Origin of the sequence: Chryseobacterium candidae (assembly GCF_004916905.1) — a bacterium.
Lineage (GTDB): Bacteria > Bacteroidota > Bacteroidia > Flavobacteriales > Weeksellaceae > Chryseobacterium > Chryseobacterium candidae.
In genome coordinates this window covers 67,254-93,065 of the sequence record NZ_SDLV01000047.1, presented here as the reverse complement: position 1 = coordinate 93,065, position 25,812 = coordinate 67,254, and the positions used below count along the sequence as shown (strand labels likewise).

Below are 25,812 nucleotides of genomic sequence, written 5' to 3'. Positions count from 1 at the left end.
TTCACGTGAAACATTTTTGGAGAATGCACTCTAGGTAAACCTATATTGTTGCTAGAATAGAGTGCTTTAGATGCCGGACCTTAAGTGATTCTTCAATTTTAAAACTTTGAATCCCTGTATTTATCCAGATACAGATCTTCCATTCTCCGCATCTCTTTTTCTTCCTCTTCCGTCTTGTCTTTATAGCCTGCAAGGTGTAAAATACCATGCGCTAAAACCCTTCTTAATTCTTCTTCATAATCTCGGGAAAGGGTAGAGGCGTTATCAGAAATGCGCTGCAAAGATACGAAAATCTCACCGCTTATTGTCTTGCCTTTTACATAATCAAAAGTGATGATATCTGTATAATAATCATGCTGCAAATAATCCTGATTGATCTTAAGAAGATATTCATCATCACAGAAAATGTAATTGATTTCTCCTGATTTTTTTCCTTCTGAAAGAATGAGATCTTCCAGCCATTTTTTGTAATCTGCACTTACCGACTCTGGTAAGTTTTCATAAAAGAACTGTATCATTTTTTTAAAACCAGTGTCCTAAAATAACACTGAATATACCTTTTTGGTTATTTTTAAGTGAGTGGCTGAAGTTTACTTTGATCTGTCCGAAAGGAGATTTGTAACCTGCCGTTATTCCCAGTGAGCTATAATTTACTTTCACTGCTTCTTCAAACTTGATATCGTTTGATAAATTTGCAAAGGTAAAGTTTCCACTGATAAAATAGTTTTTATTAAACTTAAACTGGATATCATTAGATGCCAGTATGACATTGTTTGTATAAAGCTGGGCGAAATAGAATCCTCCAAAACTTTTAAAATTGATGAGATTCTGCTCAAAAATTCCTCCCAATCTATATTGATAGTAGGCAGGAAGGTTTTCACCGATAGTAATTCCTCCAAACAGATTGAGACGATAACTGAATTGTTTGTTAAGTGGAATATTGAGTTTAAGGTCTGCTTTGATCTGAATGATTCTTTTATCAACTTCAGACTTTAAAAGATCTATAACCTTTCCTTCTGCAGCAAAATAAACCCCTTTTGTAGGAAATTCCTTATCATCCTGAGTATCGGTTTTAATAAAGGCATAAGGGTTCAGAAAACGGCTGTAACGCCTGTTATCTCCATTGCTGTTTTCTGCTTTGAAATAATCATGGCTTATACCGCCGCCAATGGCAAATTTATCTTTCCAAATAGACTGTATATAAGCTTCGTTTCTGATCCATTCCCAGCGGTCTACTACATAATTATCTATATTCTTTATATCGAAGCTCATTCCGGAGGAATAAAGGCCAACTCCCGGAATGTATCCGTTGTCTACAAAATAATTCAGGTAATATCTGAGACGATCCCCAACAACAACATCCAGAGAAAGGTTTGAATTTTTGAATAAAAGTCTTTTTGCAGAATAATTCAAAAGAAGTCCTGTTTTAAAAACCTCGTCATAATGGAGGCCAAATTTTAAAAAATGACGGGTATCATCTTCAGTCACGTAAAGCTTCAGATAGTTAGTATTATTCTCCTGAACGATGTCATAATTGATAAATTTGTAGTTGTTGGTAGCAACCAGTTTATCGATCATTTTATTAATATTTCCATACGTCTGCAGAGAAGGGAGACGCAATCCCATTTTTCCCAGCGTATAGTTCTTTCCATAAATTTTACTTCCTTCGATGGAAATACTGTCTATTTTATAAACGTTGGAATATATTGGATTTACCTGCTGTCTGAGACGGTCAAATGGTCTCTTCGGCAGCTGATCCAATATCTTGGAATATTTTAAACCTTCCACATATCCGCTATCTAAAATTTTCTTTTTGTCATCATAGCTTGTGGCAGACATGCCTTTAAGATTGGGTTTGATATTGATGTCTGTGTATTTGTATTGTCTGCGGGTATCTCTTTTGATTCCGAAATCAATAACCTGGTTAAGAATGGCTATAATATTGTTCAAATCTTCTCTTTTCGAGAGATCCTGGTTAAGGTCCACACCAATGACAATATCAATTCCTTTGTCCTTTAAAGGCTTTGACGGATAGTTTACCGTCATTGCTCCGTCAATATAAATGCTGTCGCCAATTTTTACAGGATCCATTAAAGAAGGAAATGCCGAACTTGCCATAATAGACTGCACGAGATCTCCTTTCTCAAAGATCTGCATATTTCCGCTTTCAAGATTGGTAGCAACACATAAGAATGGAATGGGCATCTTAGAAAAGTCTTCAATATTGGAAACGTTTTTGAAAAGTTCTTTCAGAAGATAAACGTTTCTTTGGCCGGTGCTGATAGAAGAGGGAAGTGTGATTTTTCCGTTTTTAAGCGGAATGGATAAAAGATATTTGTCTACGGATTTGTTAAAAAAGCTGGCTTCCTGCCGGGACTTTGGATCCATAATAAGAGAATAGAAATCCGTATCCATGACTATTTTTTCTATTTCTTTTCCGGAGTATCCGGCGGCATACAATCCGCCTACGATAGCTCCCATGCTTGTTCCGGAAATATAGTCTACTTTCACTCCTAACGAATCCAGTACTTTAAGAACTCCGACATGTGAAAAACCCTTGGCACCACCACCGGCAAGCGATAGTCCTATTTTGGGATTCTCCGGAATTACCAGATTTTTTTTTACTTGAGAATGGATCAATAACAGTTGGAATATGAAAAGCAGAATCAGGAGTTTTCTCATAGTTAATCTTTTATATAAATCCGTTTCACCCGTGGTGAAATGGAGGTTAATACTTCATAGGTTATCGTTTTGCAGTAGCCTGCGAATTCTTTTAAACTTGGTTTGGCGTTGAAAACAGTTACCGTGTCGCCTTCCTTTACATTCGGAATATAGTCTACATTGATCATCATCATATCCATACAGATATTTCCTACGATAGGTGCCAGTGTTTTATTTATCCCTACATTTCCTACCTGGTTTCCGATCAGTCTTGGAATTCCGTCTGCATATCCCACAGGAATCGTTGCAATTCTTGTAGGATGATCTGCTTTATACCTTCTGCTGTAGCCTACAGATTCTCCGTTTTCAACGGTTGATATCTGTGAAATTACAGTTTTAAAGCTTACCACAGATCGTAATTGTTTCTGAATTTCAGGATCTGCAGATTCTCCCAGCATACCGATGCCAATTCTTACCATATCATGCTGATGATCTTTATAGCTCGTGATTCCTGCTGAATTAAGAATGTGTCGGATAGGAGTGTAGCCTAATTTTTCAATGAGGCAGCTTGAATTTTTCTCGAAAACCTCCAGCTGTTTCAGCGTGAATTCTTTTTCTTCAGGCATATCAGAAGATGATAAATGACTGAACATACTTTGAACCTTTACATTTTTTCGTCTTAAAGTTTCGCTTAACTGATCCAGTTCAAAATCTTTGAAACCAAGACGGTGCATTCCTGTTTCCAGTTTAATATGAATAGGATATTTTTTATCATAACCGGATTTCTGAACTGCTTCATAGAATAATTCCAATACTCTGAAACTGTAAATTTCAGGCTCAAGGTTATATTCAATAATCGTCTGGTAGCTGTGCTGTTCAGGATTCATCACAATAATAGGAGTGGTGATCCCTTTCTTTCTAAGTTCAACTCCTTCATCAGCATAAGCTACCCCAAGATAATCTATATGGTGATGCTGAAGAAATTCTGATACTTCAAAACTTCCCAAGCCATAGGCATTGGCTTTTACCATGGCCATCATTTTAGTTCCGGGCTTCAGCAATGATTTATGATAGTTGATATTGTGAAGAATTGCATTAAGGTTTACTTCCAATACCGTATCATGCTTTCTGAGTTCAAGAATATCTTTCAGTTTTTCAATCTCAAATTTTCTAGCTCCTTTCAGTAAGATAATCTGATTTTCTATTTCAGTAAGGTACTTACTTTCAATCAGCTCTTTGGTATCAATAAAAGTATAGGTTTTAGCTTTAAATAATTCACTAAATTTTGATATTTCATCACCGATTAAGAATACAGAATCAAAATGCTGTTCATTCACCAGTTCAGAAACTTCTTCGTACAATTCTTTGGCATTGGAGTTCACTCCTACAATGTCTGTAAGGACCAATGATTTTTTAGGTTTGTTGTATTCATTCAAAAACTGAAGAGCAGTCTTCAAAGAATCGAGGTCAAGATTAAAAGAATCGTTGATGACAATATTGCCCTTAATTCCTTCAATCGCTTCAAGCCTCATTTCAACGGCTTTTAAAAGGTTGATTTTTTCAACGATCTTTTTATTTCCGATATTCAGTTCCTTAAGCACAGAGATAAGCGCCATAGCATTGGTTAATGTAGCTTCGTCTCTCTGATGAACCGGAAAACTGATTTCTTCACCCAAATATTCAACAATGATGTTATCATCCTTAGAAATATTATTTTTGATGAAAACCTGATTCTCTTTTTTAAAACCGTAAGCAATTAATTTTTTGTCAGAATAGGATTTTTTTATTTTTTGATCAACCAGAGAATTGTCACCATTATAAATGATGACTTCGGAATTTTTAAAAAGAATAATTTTTTCATCAATCAATTCTTCCTCGGAAGAAAAGTTGGCAGCGTGAGCGGTTCCAATATGAGTTAGTAATCCGATCTGAGGATGGAAAATATTTTCAAGCTTTTCCATTTCATCAGGTTTTGAAATTCCCACTTCAAAAATTCCCAGCTGATGAGAACTATTGATCTGAAGAAGAGACAAAGGAAGACCAATCTGGGAATTAAAACTTTTAGGGCTTTTAACGGTAGGAAATTCATTCCACAGACATTGGTAGAGCCATTCTTTTAAAATAGTTTTACCGTTACTTCCCGTAATTCCGATAGATTGTAAATGAGAATGTTCGAAATGATATTTGGCTAATTTGTGAAGAAACTCTACGGAATTTTCAACAATAATCCAGGTTATGTTTTCAAACTCAGGATAATGATGTTCAGAAATAATGACATTGATACCCCTGTCCATTGCAGATTCGATAAATTTTTCACCGGAATTTTTATGTGTATTGATCGCAATAAAAGCAGTGTTCCTCGTAGAATAAATAATTCTGCTGTCATATGCTATATTTTTGATCAATAGATTTCCGTCTCCAATGACCTGTGCATTGGTAATCTCTGCAATGTGTTGTACTGTATAATTCATTGATACCCTTTCTGCTTTATTTTCAGCGAAAGAGCAAAAAGGTAAAATAGTAAAAGGTTAAAGATTTATGAGATCATCTGTTTTTTCCTTTTTAATATTTTACGATAAAGCTTTTCCGCTTTTCATTTTATATTAAGTGAATATTATGTTTTGATGCAAACAGCTTATTTCTCTGTTTTGCCTTTATCCATTTATTATTTTCTTTTTGAAAGTACTTCGTCAATAAAAACACGGCGGCTTACTGCTTCATAACTTTCTGTTTCTCCTAATTCTACCAGATTATCTCCCTGGGAAGTTCTCATGGAATAGTTGGCCAGATTACCTGTTCTCTTACAAATAGCATGCACTTTTGTAACATATTCGGCAGTCGCCATCAAATTAGGCATTGGTCCGAACGGCCGTCCCAAAAAGTCCATATCCAATCCTGCAATCACCACTCTGATCCCGCTATTGGCAAGCTGGTTGGCCACATCCACAATACTTTCATCAAAAAACTGAGCTTCATCAATGGCTACTACATCACAATTGGAAGCCAGCAGAAGAATTTCATTAGGGTTTTCTACTGCTGTACTGCGGATTTTATTCTGATTATGGGACACTACATCCTCTTCAGAGTACCGTACATCCATCTTTGGTTTAAAAATTTCCACATTCTGCCCTGCCATTTCCGCTCTTCGCAATCTGCGGATCAGTTCCTCGGTTTTGCCGGAAAACATAGAGCCACAAATCACTTCCATCCAACCACTTTGTTTGGAATGATTAATTGTATTTTCTAAAAACATTTGTTAAATTAGCCGTATATTTTTAACATCAAAAGTAAGCAATTTTAATAAGAATCTTATTATGCAGAATATCCAAGATTTAAAGGAAAAGATTTTTTTTGAATCCATGAATATCATTGATAATCTGGACAAAATAAGCAATATAGACGAATTACTTTCCAAGCAAGATCTTGTAGATGAGCTTGCTAACAGGATTTCTTTTTTGAAACTGCTGGAAAAAAATATTGAATACTTCGCAGCAGACCATCCGGCACAGAATCCGGATCATCAGTATATCTCTTTTGTTTCAGGAGAAGCAGAACATCATGATAACGGAAATGAAGTGACCGAAGAGGAAGCTATTTTCAATAATGAACTGAATGAAATTGATGAAAATGAAGTTTATTCAGACGGATCTGAAGAAGAGGAAGCTGTTTTCAATAATCAGCTGAATGAAATTGTAGAAAACGAATTCCACGAAAATATCGTAAGTTTTGTAGAAGAAAATAAGATTGGAAACGCCTCTGAAAGTCAGGAAAAGTCTTTTGGTAATGAAACGCTGGAAGAAGAAGCTGCTTTCAATAATGAACTGAACGAAATTGATGAAAATGAAATTTCAGAGGAACAGAGAGCTGTGTTGAGCTTTGTAGATGAAGATAAAATTCTGGCTAATTCCAGACCGGATTCGGATGAAGATCTCAATGAAGACTTGTTTCATCATGAAGTGACGGAGGAAGAAAGTATTTTCAATAATCAGCTTAATGAAATACAAGAACAGGAAGAAAAAGCTACTGAATCGGAATCTGAAAAAGAAAATGATTTTGCTTTAGCAGACGATGCAAAATCTTCTGTAACAGAAACCATTCCAAGTATTTTTGATACAGAAACACTTGATGATGAAATATTGATTGAAGAAAATGAAGAACAGTTTGTCGCTTCAAATGTTTCAATAGAACAGGGAGAAATGGCTACAGAAACTTCCAATGTGGAGAATATTCTGAGCGATATTAAAAATGATTATTCAGAAGAAACAAAAGAAGAAAGCATTCTGGCTGAAGTCTATGACCGAAGAAAAATTGTTGAAATCGATAAACCTGTTCGTGAAGAAACAGATAAACATCCTTCTGATGAGAGCTTCGAAAATTTAGAAGAATACCATCGGGAGAAAAAAATAAAACTTGCCAGTATCAAAGGAATGAAGGCTGTTCAGTCACTTTTTGATGACGACCACCTGGAGCTTTCCAAAGAAGAGAAAACTTCTCCGGTTGTAAAAGAAGACGCAGGAAGCATTCTGAAATCCAATATTCCAACCCAATTCATGGAAGCAGATAAGCTGAAACCAGAATTTAAGCTGGATCTTAATGACAGACTTGCCTTCACAAAAATGCTTTTTGAAGGAAGCCAGACAGATCTGAATGATACCGTATATCAGCTGAACAAATTCAGAACACTGGAAGAAGCTAAAGAATATCTTAGTGATCTGTATTATGAAAGAAAATGGAATAAAGTGGATGAATACGCTCAGAGACTTTGGATATTGGTAGAAAATAAATTCTTATAATTTTGAGCGGAATCCTATATTTTGTTCCCACACCCGTCGGGAACCTTGAAGATATGACCTTCAGAGCGGTAAACGTACTGAAAGAAGTTGATTATATTCTATGCGAAGACACCAGAACTTCCGGTGTACTTTTAAAACATTTTGAAATATCAAAGCCTTTAAAATCTTATCATTTGCACAATGAGCACCAGGCAACAGAGAAAGTGATTACAGACCTTAAAAACGGCCAGAATATCGCTATTATTACTGATGCAGGAACGCCTGGTATTTCGGATCCCGGATATTTACTGGCAAAAGCAGGAGCGGGCAATAATATTGACATGATCTGCCTTCCGGGAGCAACAGCGCTTATCCCGGCACTGGTGGTTTCAGGACTTCCCAATAATGAATTCTTATTTGCAGGATTTCTGCCACAGAAAAAAGGAAGACAAACAAAGCTGAAGCAGCTTGCTGAAGAAAAAAAGACCATCGTTCTTTACGAGAGTCCTCATAAAATTAATACCACTTTGGAGCAGATTAAAGAATTCTTCGGAGAAGAAACCAAAGTAAGCTTAAGCCGTGAGATTTCTAAAAAGTTTGAAGAAACTAAAAGAGGAACAATCAATGAATTAATTGAGTTCTCAAAGAGTAAAACTTTAAAAGGGGAGATCGTTCTTATTGTCAATAATTCTATTTAATTTTTCTTGAAGACATTAGTTTTATATTGTGTTCTATAGTCTGTACAGCGCAGACTAACCAATATATGAAGGTGATCCTTTCGAAAAAGACAAGGAAGGAAATCATTCCTTATTCTGAAAAGATCCGTTTTTCAGGGAAGAACAGGCTTTTTGTTTTAAAAGATAAAAAATGATTTCTGTATGATTTTAACGGAAAGCAGCTCAGCACCCGGGAATTTAAAGAAGATTATAACTTTGAAGACGGAAAAGCCCTGATCAGTAATGAAAATAATGAAAATAAAATCATTGGAAACAATGGTCAGACCCTGCATAAATTTTCAAAACAGATCGTAAACATCAATGCTTATCCTTATCTGATTATTCAGAATAAAAGGACATGAAAGTACGGCTTGATAGATGCAGAAGAAAGTACGATTGCTGAAGAAACCTTTAACGATATCACCCCGGAATATTATGGTAAAAAAGAAGGAAAATTCGGGGTTTGCAATTTTCAGAATGAACCTTTGAAAGATATTATTTAGGATACATATTTCTGGCAAAAAGAAGTATTGAGATTAGATAAAAGTAAGAAAAAAGATTTTATTTATTTCACCAGATTTAAAAATAATTCCGGTTAACTTTAGTAAAAATCCTGATAATCATCAAAAAAAAGTCAGTATTTTGACAAATTCAATGGGTTGAATAACATTTTATAATATCTTTGCAAACCGTTTTATTCCAGAAAGGAATTGTAAAAACATGAAGAGACAGCTGTCACTGGCTGAACGAGTTATAAAAGAAAATAATTGTCAATAGATATGAAAATATTAGAAGGAAAAGTAGCACTAATTACCGGAGCTACAAGAGGAATCGGTAAGGGTATCGCTGAAATGTTTGCCCAGCAGGGGGCAAAAGTAGCATTTACCTACGCTGGCTCTGTAGACAAAGCAAAAGAATTAGAAGCAGCTTTAAGTTCTGTAACCCAAATTAAAGGATATCAATCTGATGCATCAGATTATGATGCCGCTCAGAAATTGGTGGATGATGTAATGGCAGAGTTCGGGCAGATTGATATTTTGGTAAACAATGCAGGGATTACCAAAGATAATCTCTTATTGAGAATGTCCAAAGAAGATTGGGATAAAGTAATCAAAGTAAACTTAGATTCAGTATTTAACCTTACAAAAGCAGTAATTAAGCCGATGATGAAGGCAAGATCAGGATCTATCATCAATATGACTTCTGTAGTAGGAGTGAAAGGTAATGCCGGGCAAGCCAACTATGCAGCTTCAAAGGCCGGAGTTATCGGATTTACAAAATCTGTGGCACTGGAGTTAGGATCAAGAAATATCAGATGTAATGCGATTGCCCCTGGATTTATTGAAACAGAAATGACAGCTGTGCTGGACGAGAAAACAGTTCAGGGATGGAGAGAAGAAATTCCAATGAAGAGAGGAGGACAGCCCGCAGATATCGCCAATGCTTGTGTATTTTTAGGCAGTGAGATGTCTGCTTACATTACCGGACAGACGTTAAACGTTGACGGTGGAATGTTAACTTAGAAAATGAAAAAAGCACAGAATATAGTATTATTCTTGTCCGTTTTACTATTCATCGGTCTGGCATACATTAGTAGATTTAATGTATATCAGACCGATGATTATTTTTGCTCTTATGCCGCCAGAAAACTTGGGCTGGTACAATGTTTTATAGATACCTATACAACATGGGGAGGCAGATATTTCGGATATTCTCTCAATATGTTTAATCCTGTATTTTATGACAGTAAAAATATTGTTCCGAAAATATATCCTGTCTTTCTGATGCTTTCTTTTATTGGAGTTTCAGCATTAAACTTTAAAGAATATTTCAACTATTCTACTAAAGAGTCTCTAAAAAAAGGATTTCTATTGTTTTTCTTCTACACAATGCTATTGGTAAGTCTACCAGAACATTATTTCTGGATCACAGGTTCTAATATCTATTTTGTTCCTGTTATTTTGTCCGGTATTTTACTCTGGTTTTTCAAAAAATATGAGGATTCAAAGCAGAAAATATGGTTTTATCTTTCATCTTTGCTTATTATTATTCTCATGGGGTCTAATGAAATTCTGGCATTGATAATTGAAGGAATTTTAGTACTCTCTTATTATCAGAAACGGAATAGAGAAAATCTCTTTTTGATGATGTTGGGAACAGCTTTTTTACTTGTATGTTTTCTTGCACCAGGAAATTTTAACAGGATGGGAGAAGTGGAAAATGGAATGGTAAAATGGTTGAAGAGAATTGCTCTTTTGGGTGCTGATACTGCCTATGTGGGACTTAAGGTTATTGCCGTACTTCCATTGTTTATTAAGGTTTTTGAAGAAGATCTGAAAAAAATCACCACTCAGATAACATGTAAAAAATCAGCTTTATTCTGGTACGTTTCCTTTCTTCCTTTACTGTTTACAAGTTATATTCTTACCTCTATCGCAAGACAGTTTGAAAGTATACTCTTTTATTTTCTGCTTACTTCTTCACTGTTATTATATTTTAAATTTGAAAGAATTAAAAGATTCTGGTGGGTTTCTCTGCTCATTGTTTTTCTACCTGAAATAAAGGTTTTCCCGGCAAAATATTCTTATTTTAATATTGATTTCAACGGTGAAAATATAGTCAAGGAGCTTCTGACTACAGATCTTAACGAATATGAAAGAGAGATGAATGAAAGAATAGATAATATTAAAAAATCCTCTCAGGATTCTGTGGTAGTAGACAAAATAAAAGAAGTTCCAAGAGTTTTATATATGGATGAAATGGCTTCTGTAAAAGAACAGGAGACTTATGTAAATGATCAGCTTCAAAAATATTTCAATAAAAAATATATCAGAACAAAAGAATAAAGGCTTTAGAACATTTATCTAAAGCCTTTTATTTCTATTCCTTAAAAATCTGGTTTTCCTGTTCCTGAACCCTGATAAAGGTTGTTCTTTTGGACAGCTCTTTAAGCTTCGAAGCACCTACATAAGTACAGGTAGATCTTACACCTCCCAATATATCCTTTACAGTATCTGCTACCGGGCCTTTATAGGGCACTTTCACGGTTTTTCCTTCAGAAGCACGATACTCTGCTACGCCTCCGGAATGTTTATCCATTGCTGTTTTAGAACTCATACCATAGAAAAGGCGATATTTTTTACCGTTTTCTTCTATCATTTCGCCACCACTTTCGTCATGTCCGGCAAACATTCCGCCCAGCATTACAAAATCTGCGCCGCCACCAAAGGCTTTTGCTACATCTCCGGGTACTTTACATCCTCCATCAGCAATGATTTGTCCGCCCAGCCCATGCGCAGCATCCGCACATTCAATAATCGCAGAAAGCTGAGGATATCCTACTCCTGTTTTTACTCTGGTAGTACAAACTGATCCCGGACCAATACCTACTTTTATGATATCTGCACCTACCAAAAGAAGTTCTTCTACCATTTCTCCGGTTACTACATTTCCGGCTATAATAACTTTCTCTGGAAAATTCGCTCTTGCTCTTTTCACAAAATCGACAAAATGCTCAGAGTAACCATTGGCTACATCTATACAGAGAAACTCAATTTTGGGGTGCTTTTCGAGAATCTGTTTTATCTTTTCTTCGTCTGGCTTTCCCGTTCCTGTGCTTAATGCAATATATTGATAAATACTTTCGGGCTGGCTTTCCAGAAACTTACTCCATTCTTCAGGAGTATAATGTTTATGAATAGCAGTAATGATTTTTTCTTTGGCTAGTTCTACCGCCATTTCAAAAGTTCCTACGGTGTCCATATTGGCGGCAATTACGGGAACTCCAGTCCATTTTTTCTTAGTATGCTTAAAAGTAAACTCTCTTTTCAAATCAACCTCCGAACGGGATTTTAAAGTAGAACGTTTAGGGCGGAACATTACATCCTTGAACCCCAGTTTTATGTCATATTCTATACGCATTTTGTAATTATTTGTCAGAATAAAGGTAGTGAATAATATGAAATAGTGTATTTTTGAAATAATGGATTTTCCTGTAACTTTTAACATTTTTGGCAAAACAATCCTTGCACATCCTCTCTTTGAGGCGGTTGGAATGTTTTTGGGAATGAGATATTATTTTTATCTGAAGCGTAAGTCAACAGAAAAGCTTTCTTTCAATACTTCTGCCGCGGTTTTAATAGGAGCTACTGCCGGAGCTTTGATAGGTTCCAAGCTAATCGGTAATCTTGAAAACCCTTATGCATTATTTGAAAACTTTTCTATCAGAAAGTTCTGGTCAAACAACACCATTGTGGGAGGGCTGGCTTTTGGCTTATTGGGAGTAGAGATGGCAAAAAAGATAGTGCATCACAAAGAAAGTACGGGAGATCTTATTGTTTTTCCCCTGATATTGGCCATGATTATAGGCAGAATAGGGTGTTTTCTTACAGGGATTGATGAAGAAACATATGGCATTCCTACTGATTCTGTTTTTGGAATGCATTTGGGAGATCAATACCTCAGGCATCCTGTTGCTTTGTATGAAATAGCTTTTTTAATTGTTCTCTGGATAGGACTAAAATATATTCAGAACCTTAAGAAATATCCTTCCGGTTTTATTTTTCAATTGTTTATGCTTGGCTATTTTATTTTCAGATTCTTTTTAGATTTTATAAAACCAAGGGTTGAGATCATAGGAAACCTTGGTATGATTCAAATGGTCTGTATCTGTGTAATTATTTACTATATTTATACTATAAACACCAAAATTTTATATTTAAAATGAAAACCTTAACTATTTTGGAAGTAGGAAATCTGGCTGGGGTAGTTGTAATGATTGTAGGTGCGATTATTTTGGTTGCACTGGTTTTTTCCCTCATCGTCGCTTTTATTACAAAACTTATTTATGAAAGGAAAGGAGCCCGGAAATTCAGCAAAAAACAATTTATTCAAACAATGCTTATATCCCTTCTGATCTGTGGATTGATCAGCGGCTATATTTGCGGAGGACTTTAAAAATTTTGCTATGCCAGTAAGAAACTATACTTATTACGATTATACAATAAGTCTCTGCCCGGAATGTCTGAAAAGGGTGGGAGCAAAGATTATCATAGAGGATGAAGCTGTTTTTATGACAAAAAGATGTCCGGATCATGGATTTTTTAAAACAAAAATAGCTTCTGATGTACATTATTATAAAAATATAAGAAACTATAATAAAGCCTCTGAAATGCCGCTCCATTTCGGGACCGATGTGGAATATGGCTGTCCTTATGATTGTGGGCTTTGTGTAGATCATGAACAGCATAGTTGTCTTTCTATCGTAGAAGTTACAGATCGTTGTAACCTGACCTGTCCAACCTGTTATGCGATGTCCTCACCTCATTATGGAAGTCACAGAAGTCTGGAAGAGATTGAAGCTATGTTTGATGTTATTGTGAAAAATGAAGGGGAGCCGGACGTTGTCCAGATCAGTGGGGGAGAACCTACCATTCATCCGGATTTTTTCAAAATTATGGATATTGCCAAGTCAAAACCTATCAAACATCTGATGCTGAATACCAACGGAATCAGAATAGCCAATGATCCTGGATTTGCTGAACAGTTGGCAACCTATGCTCCTGAGTTTGAAATATACCTCCAGTTTGATTCATTTAAACCTGCAGTACTGGAAGATTTCAGAGGCAAGGATCTTACTGCAGTCAGAATGAAAGCACTGGAAAAGCTCAATGAGCTTAACCTTTCTACTACATTGGTTATCGTCCTTCAAAAAGATAAAAATATTGATGAAATTGGAAAAATTATAGAGTTTGCCCTGAAACAGAAATGTGTGAGAGGCATTACCTTCCAGCCCGTTGAAATCGCCGGAAGAAACCGGGAAGATTCTGCTCATGAAAAAATTACCTTAACTGAGGTAAGACAGGAAATAATCAATCAGTTTCCTTTGTTAAACTCTGATGATATCATTCCGGTTCCATGTAATCCGGATTCCCTGGCTATGGGATATATTTTAAAACTTCAGGGGGAAACAATTCCTTTGACCCGATATATCAATCCTGCTGATCTTCTGAATAATGAATCAAGGAATACCATTGTTTACGAACAGGATAAGGGTTTGCATATGCAGCTGCTGGATATTTTCAGTACCGGAATTTCAGTAGATAAAGTTCAGCCTAAAGTCAATCAGTTACTGTGCTGTCTGCCGGAAGTGTGTGCCCCGGATCTCGACTATGATAACCTTTTCAGAATAATTATCATGAACTTTATGGATGCTCATGATTTTGATGTACGGGCAGTGAAGAAGTCGTGCGTACATATTGTCAATAAAGACCTGAAGTTAATCCCTTTTGAAACGATGAACCTTTTTTACAGAGATGAAAAAAAGGCTTATCTGGAAGAACTCAGAAAAGAAGATAAAATATTATTTTAGCCATATAAAAAGCAAAGCGTGAAATCTGATTTCACGCTTTTATTATCTCCTTGTTATTTTACTTCTTTTACATCTTCAAAAGTCATTACATCTTCCAATGTTTTCATATATTCATAAGCTGTAAGGTCAAACTTCACCGGAACGATAGAAATATATCCGTTAGCTAATGCCGTTTCATCAGCATCTTCAGAATCATCCATATTGTTGAAATAACCCGTAAGCCAGTAATATTTTTTACCATGTGGATTAATCCTTTCATCAAAGCTTTCTTCCCATTTGGCATTGGCCTGTTTACAGACTTTTACTCCTTTTATTTCTGATGCAGGAAGTTTAGGAATATTGACATTTAGTACAACACCTTTAGGCATTGGGTTTTCCAATGTTCTTCTTACAATATTCTGAATAAATTCCTTAGCTTGGGTAAAATCTGCTTCCCAGCTGAAATCCAGTAAAGAGAATCCAATTGCAGGAATTCCTTCTACACCGGCTTCTACAGCTGCCGACATGGTCCCTGAATAGATTACGTTGATAGAAGAATTTGCTCCGTGATTGATTCCTGAAACCACAATATCAGGTCTTCTGGTCAGAATTTTATCAAGAGCCATTTTTACACAGTCAACAGGAGTTCCGCTGCAGGAAAAATCTGTCTGCGGGCCGTCCAGCGTAACTTCTTCGTAACTTAGGGTTGAATTGATGGTAATAGCGTGGCCTTTTCCACTTTGAGGAGAGTTGGGGGCTACAACCACTACTTCTCCGATTTCATTCATAAAACTGACAAGATTTCTAATACCGGGAGCTGTAATTCCGTCATCATTAGTCACCAGAATAAGTGGTCTTTCCATAAATTATCTTTAATTTTTTATTTAAATAGAGTGAGTTTGTTTATTTTCAGAATTGAACCAATAGATTTTCAACACATCAAATGTAGGTAAAAATCAGACGCAATAAAATACCAGATTGGGATTGGCTGTTGCGAAAAGATAAATAAGATTCTTGTACTTTGACTTATAGAATGAGGAACCAAGTGTAGATAAGGAAAAGTACAAAGGGGAAAAAATAAAACTGAAATGAAGGAAATTTAATATGAATTTCATTTCAGTTTTAATTGAAGTGGTTGTACAACTATTAAACTAGTCGAGAGGTTTTCTGCCGGATATGATATTATAAAGAATAACAATAATGGCAATGACCAGTAAAACGTGAATTAAATAACCTGTGCTCATTCCGGGAACTATTCCTAACATTCCCAATAGCCAAACAACGATGCAGATGACTGCTACTAACCATAGTAAACTTTTCATAACTTAATATTTTGAATTTGTATGGTTAATTCTCTGCATATTTTATGCCTTTATGTCTGAAAATTATTTTTTGTGGTATGTGTTTTTTATTTTTTAATAAAAAAAATAAAACTTAGGATACGTCTGAAAAAAGACTGATCTGTATAACTTTGTAATGAAACAGCCTGATAATAGGAAATGACTAACATTGTTTTGATTATTTGCAAATCTCTTTAAATAAAAATGGCCAAAACTGACGATATTTGTAAATAAGGTATTAAATTTGATCATTTGTAACAGTACCAAACTTACTGCTACTAATAGTATACTTATTTAAAAAAAATTAATAAATAAAGACAGTTTATGTGGAAAAATTTCAAACTGAATAAATTTTTACTCCTGATTCCATTAACCAGTCTAATGTTTTGTTTCAACTCGCCACAGAATGACGATGAAAAGATGCAGACGATAATGGTGAGCGTAAAAAATACACTTTCTTATCTGCATTATAGCCCGAAATCTATCAATGATGCCTATTCAAAGGACGTTTATAAGCATTATTTCGAGTTGGTAGATCCGGCAAAAAGATATTTTCTGCAATCTGATATGGATGAATTCAGCAAGCATGAAACCAAACTGGATGACTATATCGGACAAGGTGATCTTACATTCTATAAGCTTACAATCGACAGACTCTACCAAAGAGTGGATGAGATTGATAAAATCACTCAGGATATTTTCAGTAAGCCCATCAATCTTCAGGAAGATGAAACACTTACTCTTGAGCCAAAACTTAAAAAAGTACCTGCCAACAAACAGGAACAGTATAATGAGTGGAAAAAATTCATCAAATACAATATCCTTCAGGAAGTTGAGTCGATGAACAGCAAAGAAGAAGCTCAGAAAGAAAAGAAAGACTCTGTTCAGAAATACAAACTGAAAGATACGATCAAGTTTAAGCCACTTACTCAGGACGAGAAGATCAAAAAAGCAACTGATGAAGTAAAAGACCTTGTAAAAGATACCTTTACAAGATTCAAAAAGAGAAAGAAAATGGATTGGTTTACCGTGTATATGAATGCGTATACCGAAGTATTCGATCCGCATACCAACTATTATTCTCCAAAAGATAAAGAAGATTTTGATACTCAGTTTACCGGAAAAGTAATTGGTATCGGAGCCCTGATCCAGGAGAAAAAAGGAAACCTTTACTTAGGAGCTCTTACCATTGGTGCACCGGCATGGAAATCCAAGCAGCTTTCAGAAGGAGATAAAATCCTGAAAGTAAGATCAAAACCGAAAGAAGATGCTGTAAATGTGGTGGGAATGCTTTCGGATGAAGCGGTAAGACTCATCAGAGGAGAAAAAGGAACGCCCGTAACATTAACGGTTCAGAAAAAAGATGGTACCATTAAAGATGTAACCATGATCCGTGAAGAGGTTGCTATTGAAGATACTTTTGCAAGAAGTATTGTAGCGAATACTCCCAATGGTAAAAAATACGGTTTCATCAACCTTCCAAGTTTTAATGCTGATTTTGAAAACGCAAAAGGAAGAAATGCTTCTGATGATATCAAAAATGAAATCATTAAGCTTAAAGAACAGAATATTCAGGGAATCATTCTGGACCTTAGGAATAATGGTGGAGGTTCTTTAACTGAAGTAGGAGATATCATGGGGCTTTTCATGGAAGCTGGTCCTTACGTTCAGGTGAAAGACGGAAACGGAAAAATTCAGACGCTTAAGAACAAAAATGAAACGCCAATCTGGACAGGCCCGCTTGTTATTATGCAAAATGAACTTTCAGCTTCAGCTTCAGAAATCCTTGCAGGAGTAATGCAGGATTATGGCAGAGCGATGATCATTGGATCTCCACAGTCTTTCGGGAAAGGAACCGTTCAGACTTTTGTTGATCTGAACAGATTCCTGAACACGGAAGATGATTTTGGATCTTTAAAACTGACAATCCAGAAATTTTACAGAATTACAGGAGAATCTACACAGAGAAAAGGAATTGTTTCTGATATTCAGATGAAAGATTTCTTTACGTATGCTGAAGTAGGAGAGCGATATGATGATTATGCCCTGGCCTGGGACAAGATTCCACCTACAAAATTCCAGAAACTGAACTATTTCAATATTCAGGCACTGGAAAAAGCAAGTGCAGAAAGAATGGCTAAAAACAGCAATTATCAGTTGTTATTAGAATCTGCTCAATGGAGAGAAAAACTGGATAAAGAAGAAAATATCACTTTGAATATTACGAAGTTTAATGAACTGATGAAGAACAGAAAATCTCAGATTGAAAAGTTCAAAGCTTTGACAAAATTTGAAAACGGACTTCAGTTTATCATGTATCCAAGTGAAATTGAAAGAGAGAAAAAAGACGAAGCTTTCAGGAAGAAATCTGAAATGTGGATCAAGAATCTGAAAAAAGATCTTTACCTGCAGGAAGCAATGAATATTGTATCAGATATGGGAGCTAAATCCTAAACATAAAAAAACCGCTAATTAAAAGATTAGCGGTTTTTTTATTGAATAAAGTAGATTACTTAATTTCTACACATCCCACTCTTCCTCCGGCATTTCCGGTAGGCTGGGTATGGAAATCATCTGCAGCGGCATGTACAATAAGACCTTTTCCAATGATGTTTTTAGACTCATCTGTACAACCCAGACACCATTTATCTGTCTTGAAAGTCAATGTTGCCGTTCCAGTCTGATCAGCAACCAGGTTTCCTATATCTCCCATATGGAAATGTTCGGCACCCCATTTACCATGATCATTCTTGGAAGGATTCCAGTGGCCTCCCGTAGAGGTTCCGTCTGCTGCAGAGCAGTCTCCTTTTTCATGAATGTGTACTGCATGGATTCCAGGAGTAAGGTTGGTGATGTCAAGCTTCATTGTTACTTCATTTCCATTTTGAGTAAACTTCGCCGTTCCTCCTGTCTGTGTTCCGCTTTTGGCATTTACGGAGTACGTTTTTGTGGTTCCGCATGAAACTGCAAAAACGGCAAATCCCGCCAATAATGCTAATGTTTGTACTTTCATTTTTTTAATGATTTATAGTGATTTTAGGATAAATTTAAAAAAGATTTTCCAAAGCGCTTTATGATCTCACTCTTTTTTGAAAAAACAAGCTTGAGTAACAACTGTAATACAGCTTGTTTTAGCCTTAAATTCTGAAAACTTAGCTCTGGAGGCTAAATGTATTTAAAACGAGGTGAAAAAACTTATTTTTAGTGGATAGAAAGCCATTCATAGATCAAATCCCGAAGGCAGCAAACAAATAGAAAATGATTATTCTGTATACCTCCATCAGCAAAGAAAAACATCCGTCTCGTTGACACCAATATCTGCCTGCTTTCTTTACTGGGAAAAGTTCTTCTGCAATATGGTTTGAAGACTTATTATACCATTTTGAAGAGGATATCCTGTGACAAAAAACGGAATGACTTTCTTACAATAACAATAATAGGCAACAGAATTTCAGCATGGAAAAATATCTTTGTGAACTAACACATGTAATTTGGAAGAGTATAAAAAGCGGATTGTGAAAACAATTCAATATATTGATAGTCATATTGATGAGGATCTTTCTCTGGAAAAAGTTTCAAAGGTAAGTGCCTATTCTCCGTTTCATTTCCACAGAATATTTAAGCTTGTTACTACTGGGATCTCGGGTTTTCCAGTCACTCGGCTTTCTGCAAAACTTTCAAAAAGCATTGCGTATTCTACAAGAAGAACCTTTACCTATGAAATCTATCACACCAATTTTAAGGAACATCCGGAAGGGAAGATGGTCGTGGATTTTTGCATTCCGATTCATTAATTACCATTCGGTAGCAAAAGAATGCCCTTCGGTAATAAATTTTTTACAGAAAGGCATTTCTTGTGCTATTTTTGATCCAGAAAACAATAAAAATGAAAACACAAGGACAAAACATACTGTTTCTGATTCTCCTTCTCACTTCCATCATGGGATATTCCCAGGTGAAAATATCAGGAAAAGTATCCTACAAAAACAAAGGAGTAGCTGAAGTAAATGTTACGTTGAAAGATACCTATGATGGCACTACAACAGATGCTCAGGGGAATTTTACCTTCGAAACTTCAGAAAAAGGGACTCACATCATAACATTTACCCATCCAAAATATGAAAATATTGAAAGAACTGTTACTATTGAGAATCAGGATGTTTCTTTGAATGTTGATCTTAAGGAACAGATCAGTGAGATAGATGCAGTAGTAGTTTCTGCAGGATCTATTGAAGCCAGCGATAAAAAAAGAGCAACAGCATTGCTTACACCCATTGATATTTATACCACAGCAGGAGCAGACGGACAGATTTCTTCCGCTTTGACCTACCTTCCTGGAGTTCAAAAAGTAGGAGGAACTGAAGGTCTTTTCATCAGAGGAGGAACAGGAACGGAGTCTAAAATCTTTATGGACGGAAGTCTTATCAACAATTATTTTTCTAATTCTGTTCCGGGGATTGCAGGAAGAGACCAGTTCAATACCTCTCTTTTTAAAGGAAATATCTTCTCAAGTGGTGGTTATTCTGCATTGTACGGGCAGGCTCTTTCCGGTGCTTTAATGCTGGAAAGTGTTGATCTTCCCGATGAAACTTCCTATAACTTTGGTATTTCACCCATTTTTCTGAGTGCGGGATTTCAAAAGTTAGGAGATAATAAAAACTATTCCTACGGAGCTACAGCAGGATATTCTCTTTTAAGCCTGATGCAGAAAGTCTTTAATTTTAATACAGACTTTATAGAAGCTCCGCAAGGTCTTAACGGAGATCTGAATTTCAGATTTAAAACAAAATCAGGAGGCTTTTTCAAATATTACGGAATGTTCAATTCCAATAAAATGGGGGTAAGATCAGAAAGTCTTGAACCCGGACCCGAATTCAGTCTGGTAAAGCTTAACGGTAAAAATACATTTCATAACCTCTCTTTTAAACAGAAATTCGGGAAGTATCTTTTGAATGTAGGAGGTTCTTACTCTTACAACAGATCGGATCTTCATTTTTCTACAGAAACCAATGACGTTGAATCCAACAGAAGCCAGCTTCTTACCGATGGAAATTATCTGAATTTCAAAGCTGTTCTTGAAAGAAAAATCAACAGAATCAGTGCAGTACGAGGAGGAATTGAATTGAATAATACCGATGAAAATCTGAATTTTGAAGCAGTACAGAAACATTATAAAGATTTGATCTCCTCTGCTTTCGTGGAAACAGATCTTGGCTTCAGCAATGCTTTATCAGCAAAAATAGGAGTAAGAGCAGAGCATTCTTCTTTTTTAGGAAAGGATAATATTGCGCCTCGTTTTGCTATTGCCTATCGTCTTGCAAAAGACTGGACCACTTCCTTGGCTTACGGACTTTTTTATCAGAATCCGGAAAGTAAATACATCAATGGCCCTGCAAATCTTGGTTTCCAGAAATCACAACATTATATTTTCCAGGTTCAGAGAGCTTCAGAGGGCAGAACTTTACGTTTTGAGGCGTTTTACAAGAAATATGACCAGTTGATTAAGACGTTCAATATTACCCAGAATAAAGAGCAAAATCAGCAGATTCAGACGGCTTTAAACAATGATGGATACGGATATGCAAAAGGGCTGGAATTTTTCTGGAGAGACAATAAAAAAACATTTGAAAATATTGACTATTGGATCAGCTACTCCTATCTGGATTCAAAAAGAGATTTTCTGAATTATCCGGTAAGCCTGCAGCCGAGTTTTGCGGCAGAACATACGCTTTCAGCAGTCGCAAAAAGATTTATTCCGGAATGGAAACTTGGGGTAAATTTATCTTATACGTATGCAAAAGGACGCCCTTATTATGACATAGCTTCTAAAATTGAAAATGGGGAAGTGATTAATTATACCAGAAATGAAGGAAGATTAAAAGATTATAACGCATTAAACTTCAGTGTTAATTATCTTCCGAATATCGGTAAAAAAGATGCGAAAGCTTTTCCGGTATTTGTATTGAGTATCAGTAATATCTTAGGATCAAAGAATATATATGGCTATAATTTCTCAGCCAATGGTTCCAGAAGTTCTGCCATTGTTCCGCCAGTCAATACGTTTGTTTTCATAGGAGCATTTATAAGCTTCGGAGTAGATAAAACAGATGATGCCATCAATAATAATTTATAAAAACATACCTTAGAACAAAAAATATAACTCACTTTTAAAATTTGATATCATGAAAAAATACCTTTTAAGCTTTGCTTTAGCTTTTGTGAGCTTAACAGCTTTTGCACAGGCAGATTATGACAAAATAATGTCTGAAAAAATAGCTAGAATTGAAACCTGCAAAACCTCAGAAGATTTCCAGACTCTGGCGAATGATTTTCAGAGAATAGGCAGTAAAGAAAGTACAAAATGGCTTCCGGCTTACTATGCTGCATTTTCTTATATCCAAAAAGGAAGAACCCTGATGAGAGACGGAAAAATGCAGGAATTGGATGGTATTGCGGACCAGGCAGAGAAGCATCTTTCAATGGCTCAGAATCTTGCAGGAACTGATAATGCCGAAATTCACCTGCTGAGAAAAATGTCTTATTCTCTGAGAATGATGGTGAATCCAGCACAGCGTTATATGACAGATGGCGCAAGAGCTGCTGAGGAAATGAATATTGCGGAGAAATTAGATCCTTCGAATCCGAGAATTGCGCTGATCAAAGCAGAAGATGTCTATTTTACTCCCGAACAGTACGGAGGCAGCAAAACCAAAGGATTGGAGATGTTTAAAGCGGCTCAGGCAAAATTTAACACCTATAAACCCAAAACGGCTTTAGATCCAAACTGGGGAAAGGGAGAAGCTGATTATTTCTTAAGCTTACCGGTAGAAAAAGCAAAATAGTTTTCTCCATATTTCACTTACAAACCAACCTTCATTCGCGTGAAGGTTTTTTAATACCATTCGGAAAGGAAAATCAGCCCTTCGGTAACAATTAATTTTTGATACCTTTAATAAAAACTAATTTTGAGTCAAGAAAACAGATCATGAAACGGAAAAACTTTATCGTACTATTCTGGATATCACTTGCAGTCTCCATGTTTTTCTTTTTTGTCTTTACAGAAGAAAAGAACCTTGAAAACTTTTTGTATACAATACTCATTTCTTTTATTTATTCCTTTGTGCTGGGAGGAGGAAATGGATTGCTGAACAGTTTTCTGAATAAGAAAATTCCGTGGTCTGAAGCTACCACCAAAAGGGCCGTTATCAGTATCATTTCAATTATTGTGGCCAATTTTGTGCTGGTCTATTTTTGCAATTATGTCAATTTTGTACTTATTCAGAAAGCGGCTACTACAGAAGAGTTTTTCCTTGGAAAATATAATTTCCTGAATTGGTTTACCATCAATATTGCATTGCTGATATCCGCATTTCTTCATGCCAGAAGTTTCATGGAAGAACTGAAAAAGACTTCCAAAAAAGAAGTAGTGGAACAGAAGCTTATCGCCAAATCTGCTAATGCCCAGTTTGAAAGTTTAAAGAACCAGCTGGATCCCCATTTCCTTTTCAATTCATTGAATGTTTTAAGCTCTCTGATTGATGAAAATCCAAAACAGGCACAAAAGTTTACGGCTTCAATGTCAAAGATTTACCGATATGTACTTGAACAAAAAGATAAAGAACTGGTAACGGCAGAAGATGAAATAGAATTTGCAAAAACCTATTGCGATCTTTTGAAAACAAGGTTTGAAGACAGTGTGGACTTTAGTTTTGATGTTGCCAAAGAAGACTATCAGAAATACGTTGTTCCATTAGCTTTGCAGCTATTGTTGGAGAACTGTATCAAGCACAATTTTGCAACATCATCAAGACCTTTGATCATTAGAATTTTTTCAGATGGAAATACCCTCTGTATTGAAAATAATCTTCAGGCAAGAGAACAGATCAAGGAAAGCTCGGGAATTGGTCTTGCTAATATCGTACAGCGTTATTCCCTTCTTACAGAACGAAATGTCTTCATCGAAAAATCCGAAGATCATTTTAAAGTAAAACTTCCAATGCTGATAACTAAGCCGCATATTTCCAGCTCGAAACCAGAGGATGATTCAGCTGCTTATAAACGGGCACAAAAGAGAGTAAAAGAGATTAAGAGTTTTTATATGAACCTGATTTCTTACTGTACGGTAAGCGCTTTTTTAATCTTTATTAACCTTTTTACAAGCAGTAGAAATCACTGGTTCTGGTTTCCTGTACTGGGATGGGGAATAGGTGTTGCTTCTCATGCATTTCAGGTGTTTGGAGTAGGAGAATCATGGCAGGAAAAGAAGATTCGTGAAATTATGAACAAACAAAAAAAATAGGCTTATGGAAACATTTGACGAAAACGATATGGATTATCAACGGGCAAGAAGACAGGTAGAAAGACTGCGTGGATTTTACGGACATTTATTCGCTTATATCGCAGTGAATGCCCTGATTGTTGTCTATAATTGTATGCATCTGAAGCCCGGCGAAAGCTATTTTCAGTTTAAAAACTTTTTTACGGCAACTTTCTGGGGAATAGGGCTTGCTGCACATGCGGTTACCGTTTTTCTGCCCCGTGTTAATTTTATCAAAAAATGGGAAGATAAGAAGATCAAGGAACTGATGGATAAACAGAAAGATCACTAAATAAATTATCTTTTTCAAAATACTTTTAACTTTAAATTTGTTGAAATGAATGCTTTATCAATTCTATTCTACATTTCAATGGCCGCTTGGTTTATCACGGAATTCCTTTACAAGAACATGTTGAAATCCGGTAAAGAAGATCAGAAAAACAAAGATAAATCTACACTGAATATCTTATGGCTGGCCATTCCTTTTTCCATTGCAAGTTCAGTATTTGTGTCTTATCAGACTCATTTTCCAATAATTGACGGCATCTGGATTTTATATCTGGGTGAACTTTTTATTCTTATCGGGATTCTTGTCAGATATGTGATCATCAGATCTTTGGGAAAATATTTTACAGTAGATGTTACTATCAGACAGGATCATAAAATTAAAAAAGAGGGATTTTATAAATATCTGAGACATCCTTCCTATGCTTTTTCTCTACTGACTTCTTTGGGTCTCGGTTTGTATTTAAATAACTGGCTTTCATTGATCTTTGCTTTTTTACCTCCGTTTTTGGCCTTCGCCTACAGGATTAAGATTGAAGAACAGGCTTTGACAGAACAGTTTGGAGATGAGTATATTGAATACAGAAAAAGTACTAAAAAATTAATTCCGTTTATCTATTAATGACAGGTTTTTACAGTTCAGATAGGATAATCTACCGTTCGGTCATATAAAATTGATTTGTGGTACTTTCCTGAGCTACCTTTGACTCAAGAAAAAACAAATCAACCTCTAAAAAAAACATTATGGAAATTTTACCTGACAAAGAAACAATTGCTTACAGAAAAGCTTCAAGAAGAGTGAAAGATCTGAAAGAATTTTATGGAAATCTTACCTCTTACTGCATCATTATTCCTTTTTTAGCAATACTGAACATTATAACTGCTCCCGGATATTTATGGTTTTTATGGCCTGCACTGGGATGGGGAGTAGGAATTGCATTTCATGCCATAAGCGTATTCGGAATTGGTAAAAGCTGGGAAGAAAGAAAAATAAGAGAGCTTATGGAGAAAGATGAAAAACAGAAAATAAAAACACTATAAACAATAATCATAACTAAAAACATATACAATCATGGATTACGAAACAGCCTCTGAAAGAACGAATAGTATCAGAAAATTCTATAAAAGCATTTTTATATTTGCCCTGTTTGCCGTTCTGATCATTCCTGATGATATTTTTGGTGAAAAAATTATTCATTTGAGTTTATTTGACAGGTATACCATCCTTGCAATCTGGGCATTTATTATTCTCGTAAAAGCAGCAAAACTATTTCTTTTTGATTCTGAATGGGAAAATAATATGATTGAAAAAGAACTCAGGAAAGATAAAAGAACGATAAAGTATTAAAATGTATCCACTTTTATCTACCTT

At 35.7% G+C, this 25,812-nt stretch carries 25 protein-coding genes; 17 read left to right on the top strand and 8 right to left on the bottom strand.

Annotated elements, in window-relative coordinates; genetic code table 11:
* Window positions 1–98 precede the first annotated feature (98 nt).
* The 4 genes from ybeY to EK417_RS17995 form a co-directional block, all read right to left on the bottom strand.
* A complete protein-coding gene (gene ybeY, locus EK417_RS18010; RefSeq protein WP_076595174.1) occupies window positions 99–518 on the bottom strand; it encodes an rRNA maturation RNase YbeY in 420 nt (139 codons plus the stop codon).
* 4 nt (window positions 519–522) lie between these two features.
* Window positions 523–2,682 carry a patatin-like phospholipase family protein gene (locus EK417_RS18005; protein WP_136522943.1) on the bottom strand — a complete coding sequence of 720 codons (2,160 nt, stop codon included), beginning with the start codon at window positions 2,680–2,682 and terminating at the stop codon, window positions 523–525.
* 2 nt (window positions 2,683–2,684) lie between these two features.
* Window positions 2,685–5,132, bottom strand: coding sequence for a bifunctional UDP-N-acetylmuramoyl-tripeptide:D-alanyl-D-alanine ligase/alanine racemase (locus tag EK417_RS18000; RefSeq protein ID WP_136522942.1), 2,448 nt, complete (start codon window positions 5,130–5,132; stop codon window positions 2,685–2,687).
* 194 nt (window positions 5,133–5,326) lie between these two features.
* Window positions 5,327–5,914: a thymidine kinase gene (locus tag EK417_RS17995; protein WP_062672824.1), complete on the bottom strand. Its 588-nt coding sequence runs from the start codon at window positions 5,912–5,914 to the stop codon at window positions 5,327–5,329.
* A gap of 61 nt (window positions 5,915–5,975) precedes the next feature.
* Between EK417_RS17995 and EK417_RS17990 the strand changes: the two genes are divergently transcribed.
* From EK417_RS17990 to EK417_RS17975, 5 genes are all read left to right on the top strand, one after another.
* Window positions 5,976–7,454 carry a DUF8457 domain-containing protein gene (locus EK417_RS17990; RefSeq protein WP_110367418.1) on the top strand — a complete coding sequence of 493 codons (1,479 nt, stop codon included), beginning with the start codon at window positions 5,976–5,978 and terminating at the stop codon, window positions 7,452–7,454.
* Window positions 7,455–7,456: 2 nt separating this feature from the next.
* Complete coding sequence (gene rsmI / locus EK417_RS17985) at window positions 7,457–8,131, top strand: 16S rRNA (cytidine(1402)-2'-O)-methyltransferase (protein WP_110367417.1); 675 nt, start codon at window positions 7,457–7,459, stop codon at window positions 8,129–8,131.
* 389 nt (window positions 8,132–8,520) lie between these two features.
* Window positions 8,521–8,652 carry a hypothetical protein gene (locus EK417_RS21610; RefSeq protein WP_262509788.1) on the top strand — a complete coding sequence of 44 codons (132 nt, stop codon included), beginning with the start codon at window positions 8,521–8,523 and terminating at the stop codon, window positions 8,650–8,652.
* Between the two features lie 276 nt (window positions 8,653–8,928).
* Window positions 8,929–9,672, top strand: coding sequence for a 3-oxoacyl-[acyl-carrier-protein] reductase (fabG, locus tag EK417_RS17980; protein WP_076595169.1), 744 nt, complete (start codon window positions 8,929–8,931; stop codon window positions 9,670–9,672).
* Window positions 9,673–9,675: 3 nt separating this feature from the next.
* Window positions 9,676–10,995 carry a DUF6056 family protein gene (locus tag EK417_RS17975; RefSeq protein ID WP_136522941.1) on the top strand — a complete coding sequence of 440 codons (1,320 nt, stop codon included), beginning with the start codon at window positions 9,676–9,678 and terminating at the stop codon, window positions 10,993–10,995.
* Between the two features lie 34 nt (window positions 10,996–11,029).
* Here the strand turns inward: EK417_RS17975 and EK417_RS17970 are convergent, their stop codons facing one another.
* The gene (locus tag EK417_RS17970) at window positions 11,030–12,070 is read right to left on the bottom strand and encodes a GMP reductase (protein ID WP_136522940.1); all 1,041 of its coding nucleotides are present in this window, start codon (window positions 12,068–12,070) and stop codon (window positions 11,030–11,032) included.
* A 61-nt stretch (window positions 12,071–12,131) separates the two neighbouring features.
* On the opposite strand from EK417_RS17970, the gene EK417_RS17965 reads away from it, so the two are divergent.
* From EK417_RS17965 to EK417_RS17955, 3 genes are read left to right on the top strand one after another with little or no spacing between them, the layout of a single operon-like run.
* A complete protein-coding gene (locus EK417_RS17965; protein WP_170872055.1) occupies window positions 12,132–12,875 on the top strand; it encodes a prolipoprotein diacylglyceryl transferase in 744 nt (247 codons plus the stop codon).
* Entirely contained in the window at window positions 12,872–13,105 is a 234-nt protein-coding gene (locus EK417_RS17960; RefSeq protein ID WP_110367414.1) for a hypothetical protein, read from the top strand. Before EK417_RS17965 ends, EK417_RS17960 begins: the two co-directional genes overlap by 4 nt.
* A 10-nt stretch (window positions 13,106–13,115) precedes the next feature.
* A complete protein-coding gene (locus EK417_RS17955; protein ID WP_136522939.1) occupies window positions 13,116–14,519 on the top strand; it encodes a radical SAM protein in 1,404 nt (467 codons plus the stop codon).
* Between the two features lie 53 nt (window positions 14,520–14,572).
* Here EK417_RS17955 and surE read toward each other — a convergent pair whose 3' ends face one another.
* Complete coding sequence (gene surE / locus EK417_RS17950) at window positions 14,573–15,361, bottom strand: 5'/3'-nucleotidase SurE (RefSeq protein ID WP_076595163.1); 789 nt, start codon at window positions 15,359–15,361, stop codon at window positions 14,573–14,575.
* Between the two features lie 288 nt (window positions 15,362–15,649).
* Window positions 15,650–15,820 (bottom strand): lmo0937 family membrane protein, encoded by a 171-nt coding sequence (locus tag EK417_RS17945; protein ID WP_047426491.1) that lies wholly within the window; start codon window positions 15,818–15,820, stop codon window positions 15,650–15,652.
* A gap of 342 nt (window positions 15,821–16,162) precedes the next feature.
* Here EK417_RS17945 and EK417_RS17940 point away from each other — a divergent pair, with 342 nt between their 5' ends.
* The gene (locus EK417_RS17940; RefSeq protein ID WP_136522938.1) at window positions 16,163–18,292 is read left to right on the top strand and encodes a carboxy terminal-processing peptidase; all 2,130 of its coding nucleotides are present in this window, start codon (window positions 16,163–16,165) and stop codon (window positions 18,290–18,292) included.
* A 55-nt stretch (window positions 18,293–18,347) separates the two neighbouring features.
* On the opposite strand, the gene EK417_RS17935 is transcribed toward EK417_RS17940, so the two are convergent.
* Window positions 18,348–18,851: a superoxide dismutase family protein gene (locus EK417_RS17935; RefSeq protein ID WP_076595161.1), complete on the bottom strand. Its 504-nt coding sequence runs from the start codon at window positions 18,849–18,851 to the stop codon at window positions 18,348–18,350.
* Between the two features lie 502 nt (window positions 18,852–19,353).
* On the opposite strand from EK417_RS17935, the gene EK417_RS17930 reads away from it, so the two are divergent.
* The 8 genes from EK417_RS17930 to EK417_RS17895 all read left to right on the top strand — a co-directional run bounded on the left by EK417_RS17930 (window position 19,354) and on the right by EK417_RS17895 (window position 25,788).
* Window positions 19,354–19,632 (top strand): helix-turn-helix domain-containing protein, encoded by a 279-nt coding sequence (locus EK417_RS17930; protein WP_136522937.1) that lies wholly within the window; start codon window positions 19,354–19,356, stop codon window positions 19,630–19,632.
* Between the two features lie 92 nt (window positions 19,633–19,724).
* Window positions 19,725–21,971: a TonB-dependent receptor gene (locus tag EK417_RS17925; RefSeq protein WP_136522936.1), complete on the top strand. Its 2,247-nt coding sequence runs from the start codon at window positions 19,725–19,727 to the stop codon at window positions 21,969–21,971.
* Between the two features lie 49 nt (window positions 21,972–22,020).
* Window positions 22,021–22,680 carry a hypothetical protein gene (locus EK417_RS17920; protein ID WP_110367408.1) on the top strand — a complete coding sequence of 220 codons (660 nt, stop codon included), beginning with the start codon at window positions 22,021–22,023 and terminating at the stop codon, window positions 22,678–22,680.
* A 143-nt stretch (window positions 22,681–22,823) separates the two neighbouring features.
* Entirely contained in the window at window positions 22,824–24,137 is a 1,314-nt protein-coding gene (locus tag EK417_RS17915) for a 2TM domain-containing protein (protein WP_076595157.1), read from the top strand.
* Between the two features lie 4 nt (window positions 24,138–24,141).
* Window positions 24,142–24,447 carry a 2TM domain-containing protein gene (locus EK417_RS17910; protein ID WP_076595156.1) on the top strand — a complete coding sequence of 102 codons (306 nt, stop codon included), beginning with the start codon at window positions 24,142–24,144 and terminating at the stop codon, window positions 24,445–24,447.
* A gap of 45 nt (window positions 24,448–24,492) precedes the next feature.
* Window positions 24,493–25,062, top strand: coding sequence for a methyltransferase family protein (locus EK417_RS17905; protein WP_076595155.1), 570 nt, complete (start codon window positions 24,493–24,495; stop codon window positions 25,060–25,062).
* Window positions 25,063–25,184: 122 nt separating this feature from the next.
* Window positions 25,185–25,481 carry a 2TM domain-containing protein gene (locus EK417_RS17900; RefSeq protein ID WP_110367406.1) on the top strand — a complete coding sequence of 99 codons (297 nt, stop codon included), beginning with the start codon at window positions 25,185–25,187 and terminating at the stop codon, window positions 25,479–25,481.
* Between the two features lie 31 nt (window positions 25,482–25,512).
* A complete protein-coding gene (locus EK417_RS17895) occupies window positions 25,513–25,788 on the top strand; it encodes a 2TM domain-containing protein (RefSeq protein ID WP_110367405.1) in 276 nt (91 codons plus the stop codon).
* Window positions 25,789–25,812 lie beyond the last annotated feature (24 nt).

Excerpts from the sequence above, each read along its gene's own strand:
- EK417_RS17920 (WP_110367408.1), top strand. The coding sequence starts at position 22,021 with ATGAAAAAATACCTTTTAAGCTTTGCTTTAGCTTTTGTGAGCTTAACA.
- EK417_RS17915 (WP_076595157.1), top strand. The coding sequence starts at position 22,824 with ATGAAACGGAAAAACTTTATCGTACTATTCTGGATATCACTTGCAGTC.
- EK417_RS17960 (WP_110367414.1), top strand. The coding sequence starts at position 12,872 with ATGAAAACCTTAACTATTTTGGAAGTAGGAAATCTGGCTGGGGTAGTT.
- surE (WP_076595163.1), bottom strand. The coding sequence starts at position 15,361 with ATGGAAAGACCACTTATTCTGGTGACTAATGATGACGGAATTACAGCT.
- EK417_RS17970 (WP_136522940.1), bottom strand. The coding sequence starts at position 12,070 with ATGCGTATAGAATATGACATAAAACTGGGGTTCAAGGATGTAATGTTC.
- EK417_RS17975 (WP_136522941.1), top strand. The coding sequence starts at position 9,676 with ATGAAAAAAGCACAGAATATAGTATTATTCTTGTCCGTTTTACTATTC.
- EK417_RS17990 (WP_110367418.1), top strand. The coding sequence starts at position 5,976 with ATGCAGAATATCCAAGATTTAAAGGAAAAGATTTTTTTTGAATCCATG.
- EK417_RS17940 (WP_136522938.1), top strand. The coding sequence starts at position 16,163 with ATGTGGAAAAATTTCAAACTGAATAAATTTTTACTCCTGATTCCATTA.
- EK417_RS17935 (WP_076595161.1), bottom strand. The coding sequence starts at position 18,851 with ATGAAAGTACAAACATTAGCATTATTGGCGGGATTTGCCGTTTTTGCA.
- EK417_RS17895 (WP_110367405.1), top strand. The coding sequence starts at position 25,513 with ATGGATTACGAAACAGCCTCTGAAAGAACGAATAGTATCAGAAAATTC.
- EK417_RS17965 (WP_170872055.1), top strand. The coding sequence starts at position 12,132 with ATGGATTTTCCTGTAACTTTTAACATTTTTGGCAAAACAATCCTTGCA.
- EK417_RS17905 (WP_076595155.1), top strand. The coding sequence starts at position 24,493 with ATGAATGCTTTATCAATTCTATTCTACATTTCAATGGCCGCTTGGTTT.
- EK417_RS17955 (WP_136522939.1), top strand. The coding sequence starts at position 13,116 with ATGCCAGTAAGAAACTATACTTATTACGATTATACAATAAGTCTCTGC.
- EK417_RS17910 (WP_076595156.1), top strand. The coding sequence starts at position 24,142 with ATGGAAACATTTGACGAAAACGATATGGATTATCAACGGGCAAGAAGA.
- EK417_RS17945 (WP_047426491.1), bottom strand. The coding sequence starts at position 15,820 with ATGAAAAGTTTACTATGGTTAGTAGCAGTCATCTGCATCGTTGTTTGG.
- EK417_RS17925 (WP_136522936.1), top strand. The coding sequence starts at position 19,725 with ATGAAAACACAAGGACAAAACATACTGTTTCTGATTCTCCTTCTCACT.
- EK417_RS18005 (WP_136522943.1), bottom strand. The coding sequence starts at position 2,682 with ATGAGAAAACTCCTGATTCTGCTTTTCATATTCCAACTGTTATTGATC.
- EK417_RS18000 (WP_136522942.1), bottom strand. The coding sequence starts at position 5,132 with ATGAATTATACAGTACAACACATTGCAGAGATTACCAATGCACAGGTC.
- ybeY (WP_076595174.1), bottom strand. The coding sequence starts at position 518 with ATGATACAGTTCTTTTATGAAAACTTACCAGAGTCGGTAAGTGCAGAT.
- EK417_RS17995 (WP_062672824.1), bottom strand. The coding sequence starts at position 5,914 with ATGTTTTTAGAAAATACAATTAATCATTCCAAACAAAGTGGTTGGATG.
- EK417_RS17900 (WP_110367406.1), top strand. The coding sequence starts at position 25,185 with ATGGAAATTTTACCTGACAAAGAAACAATTGCTTACAGAAAAGCTTCA.
- fabG (WP_076595169.1), top strand. The coding sequence starts at position 8,929 with ATGAAAATATTAGAAGGAAAAGTAGCACTAATTACCGGAGCTACAAGA.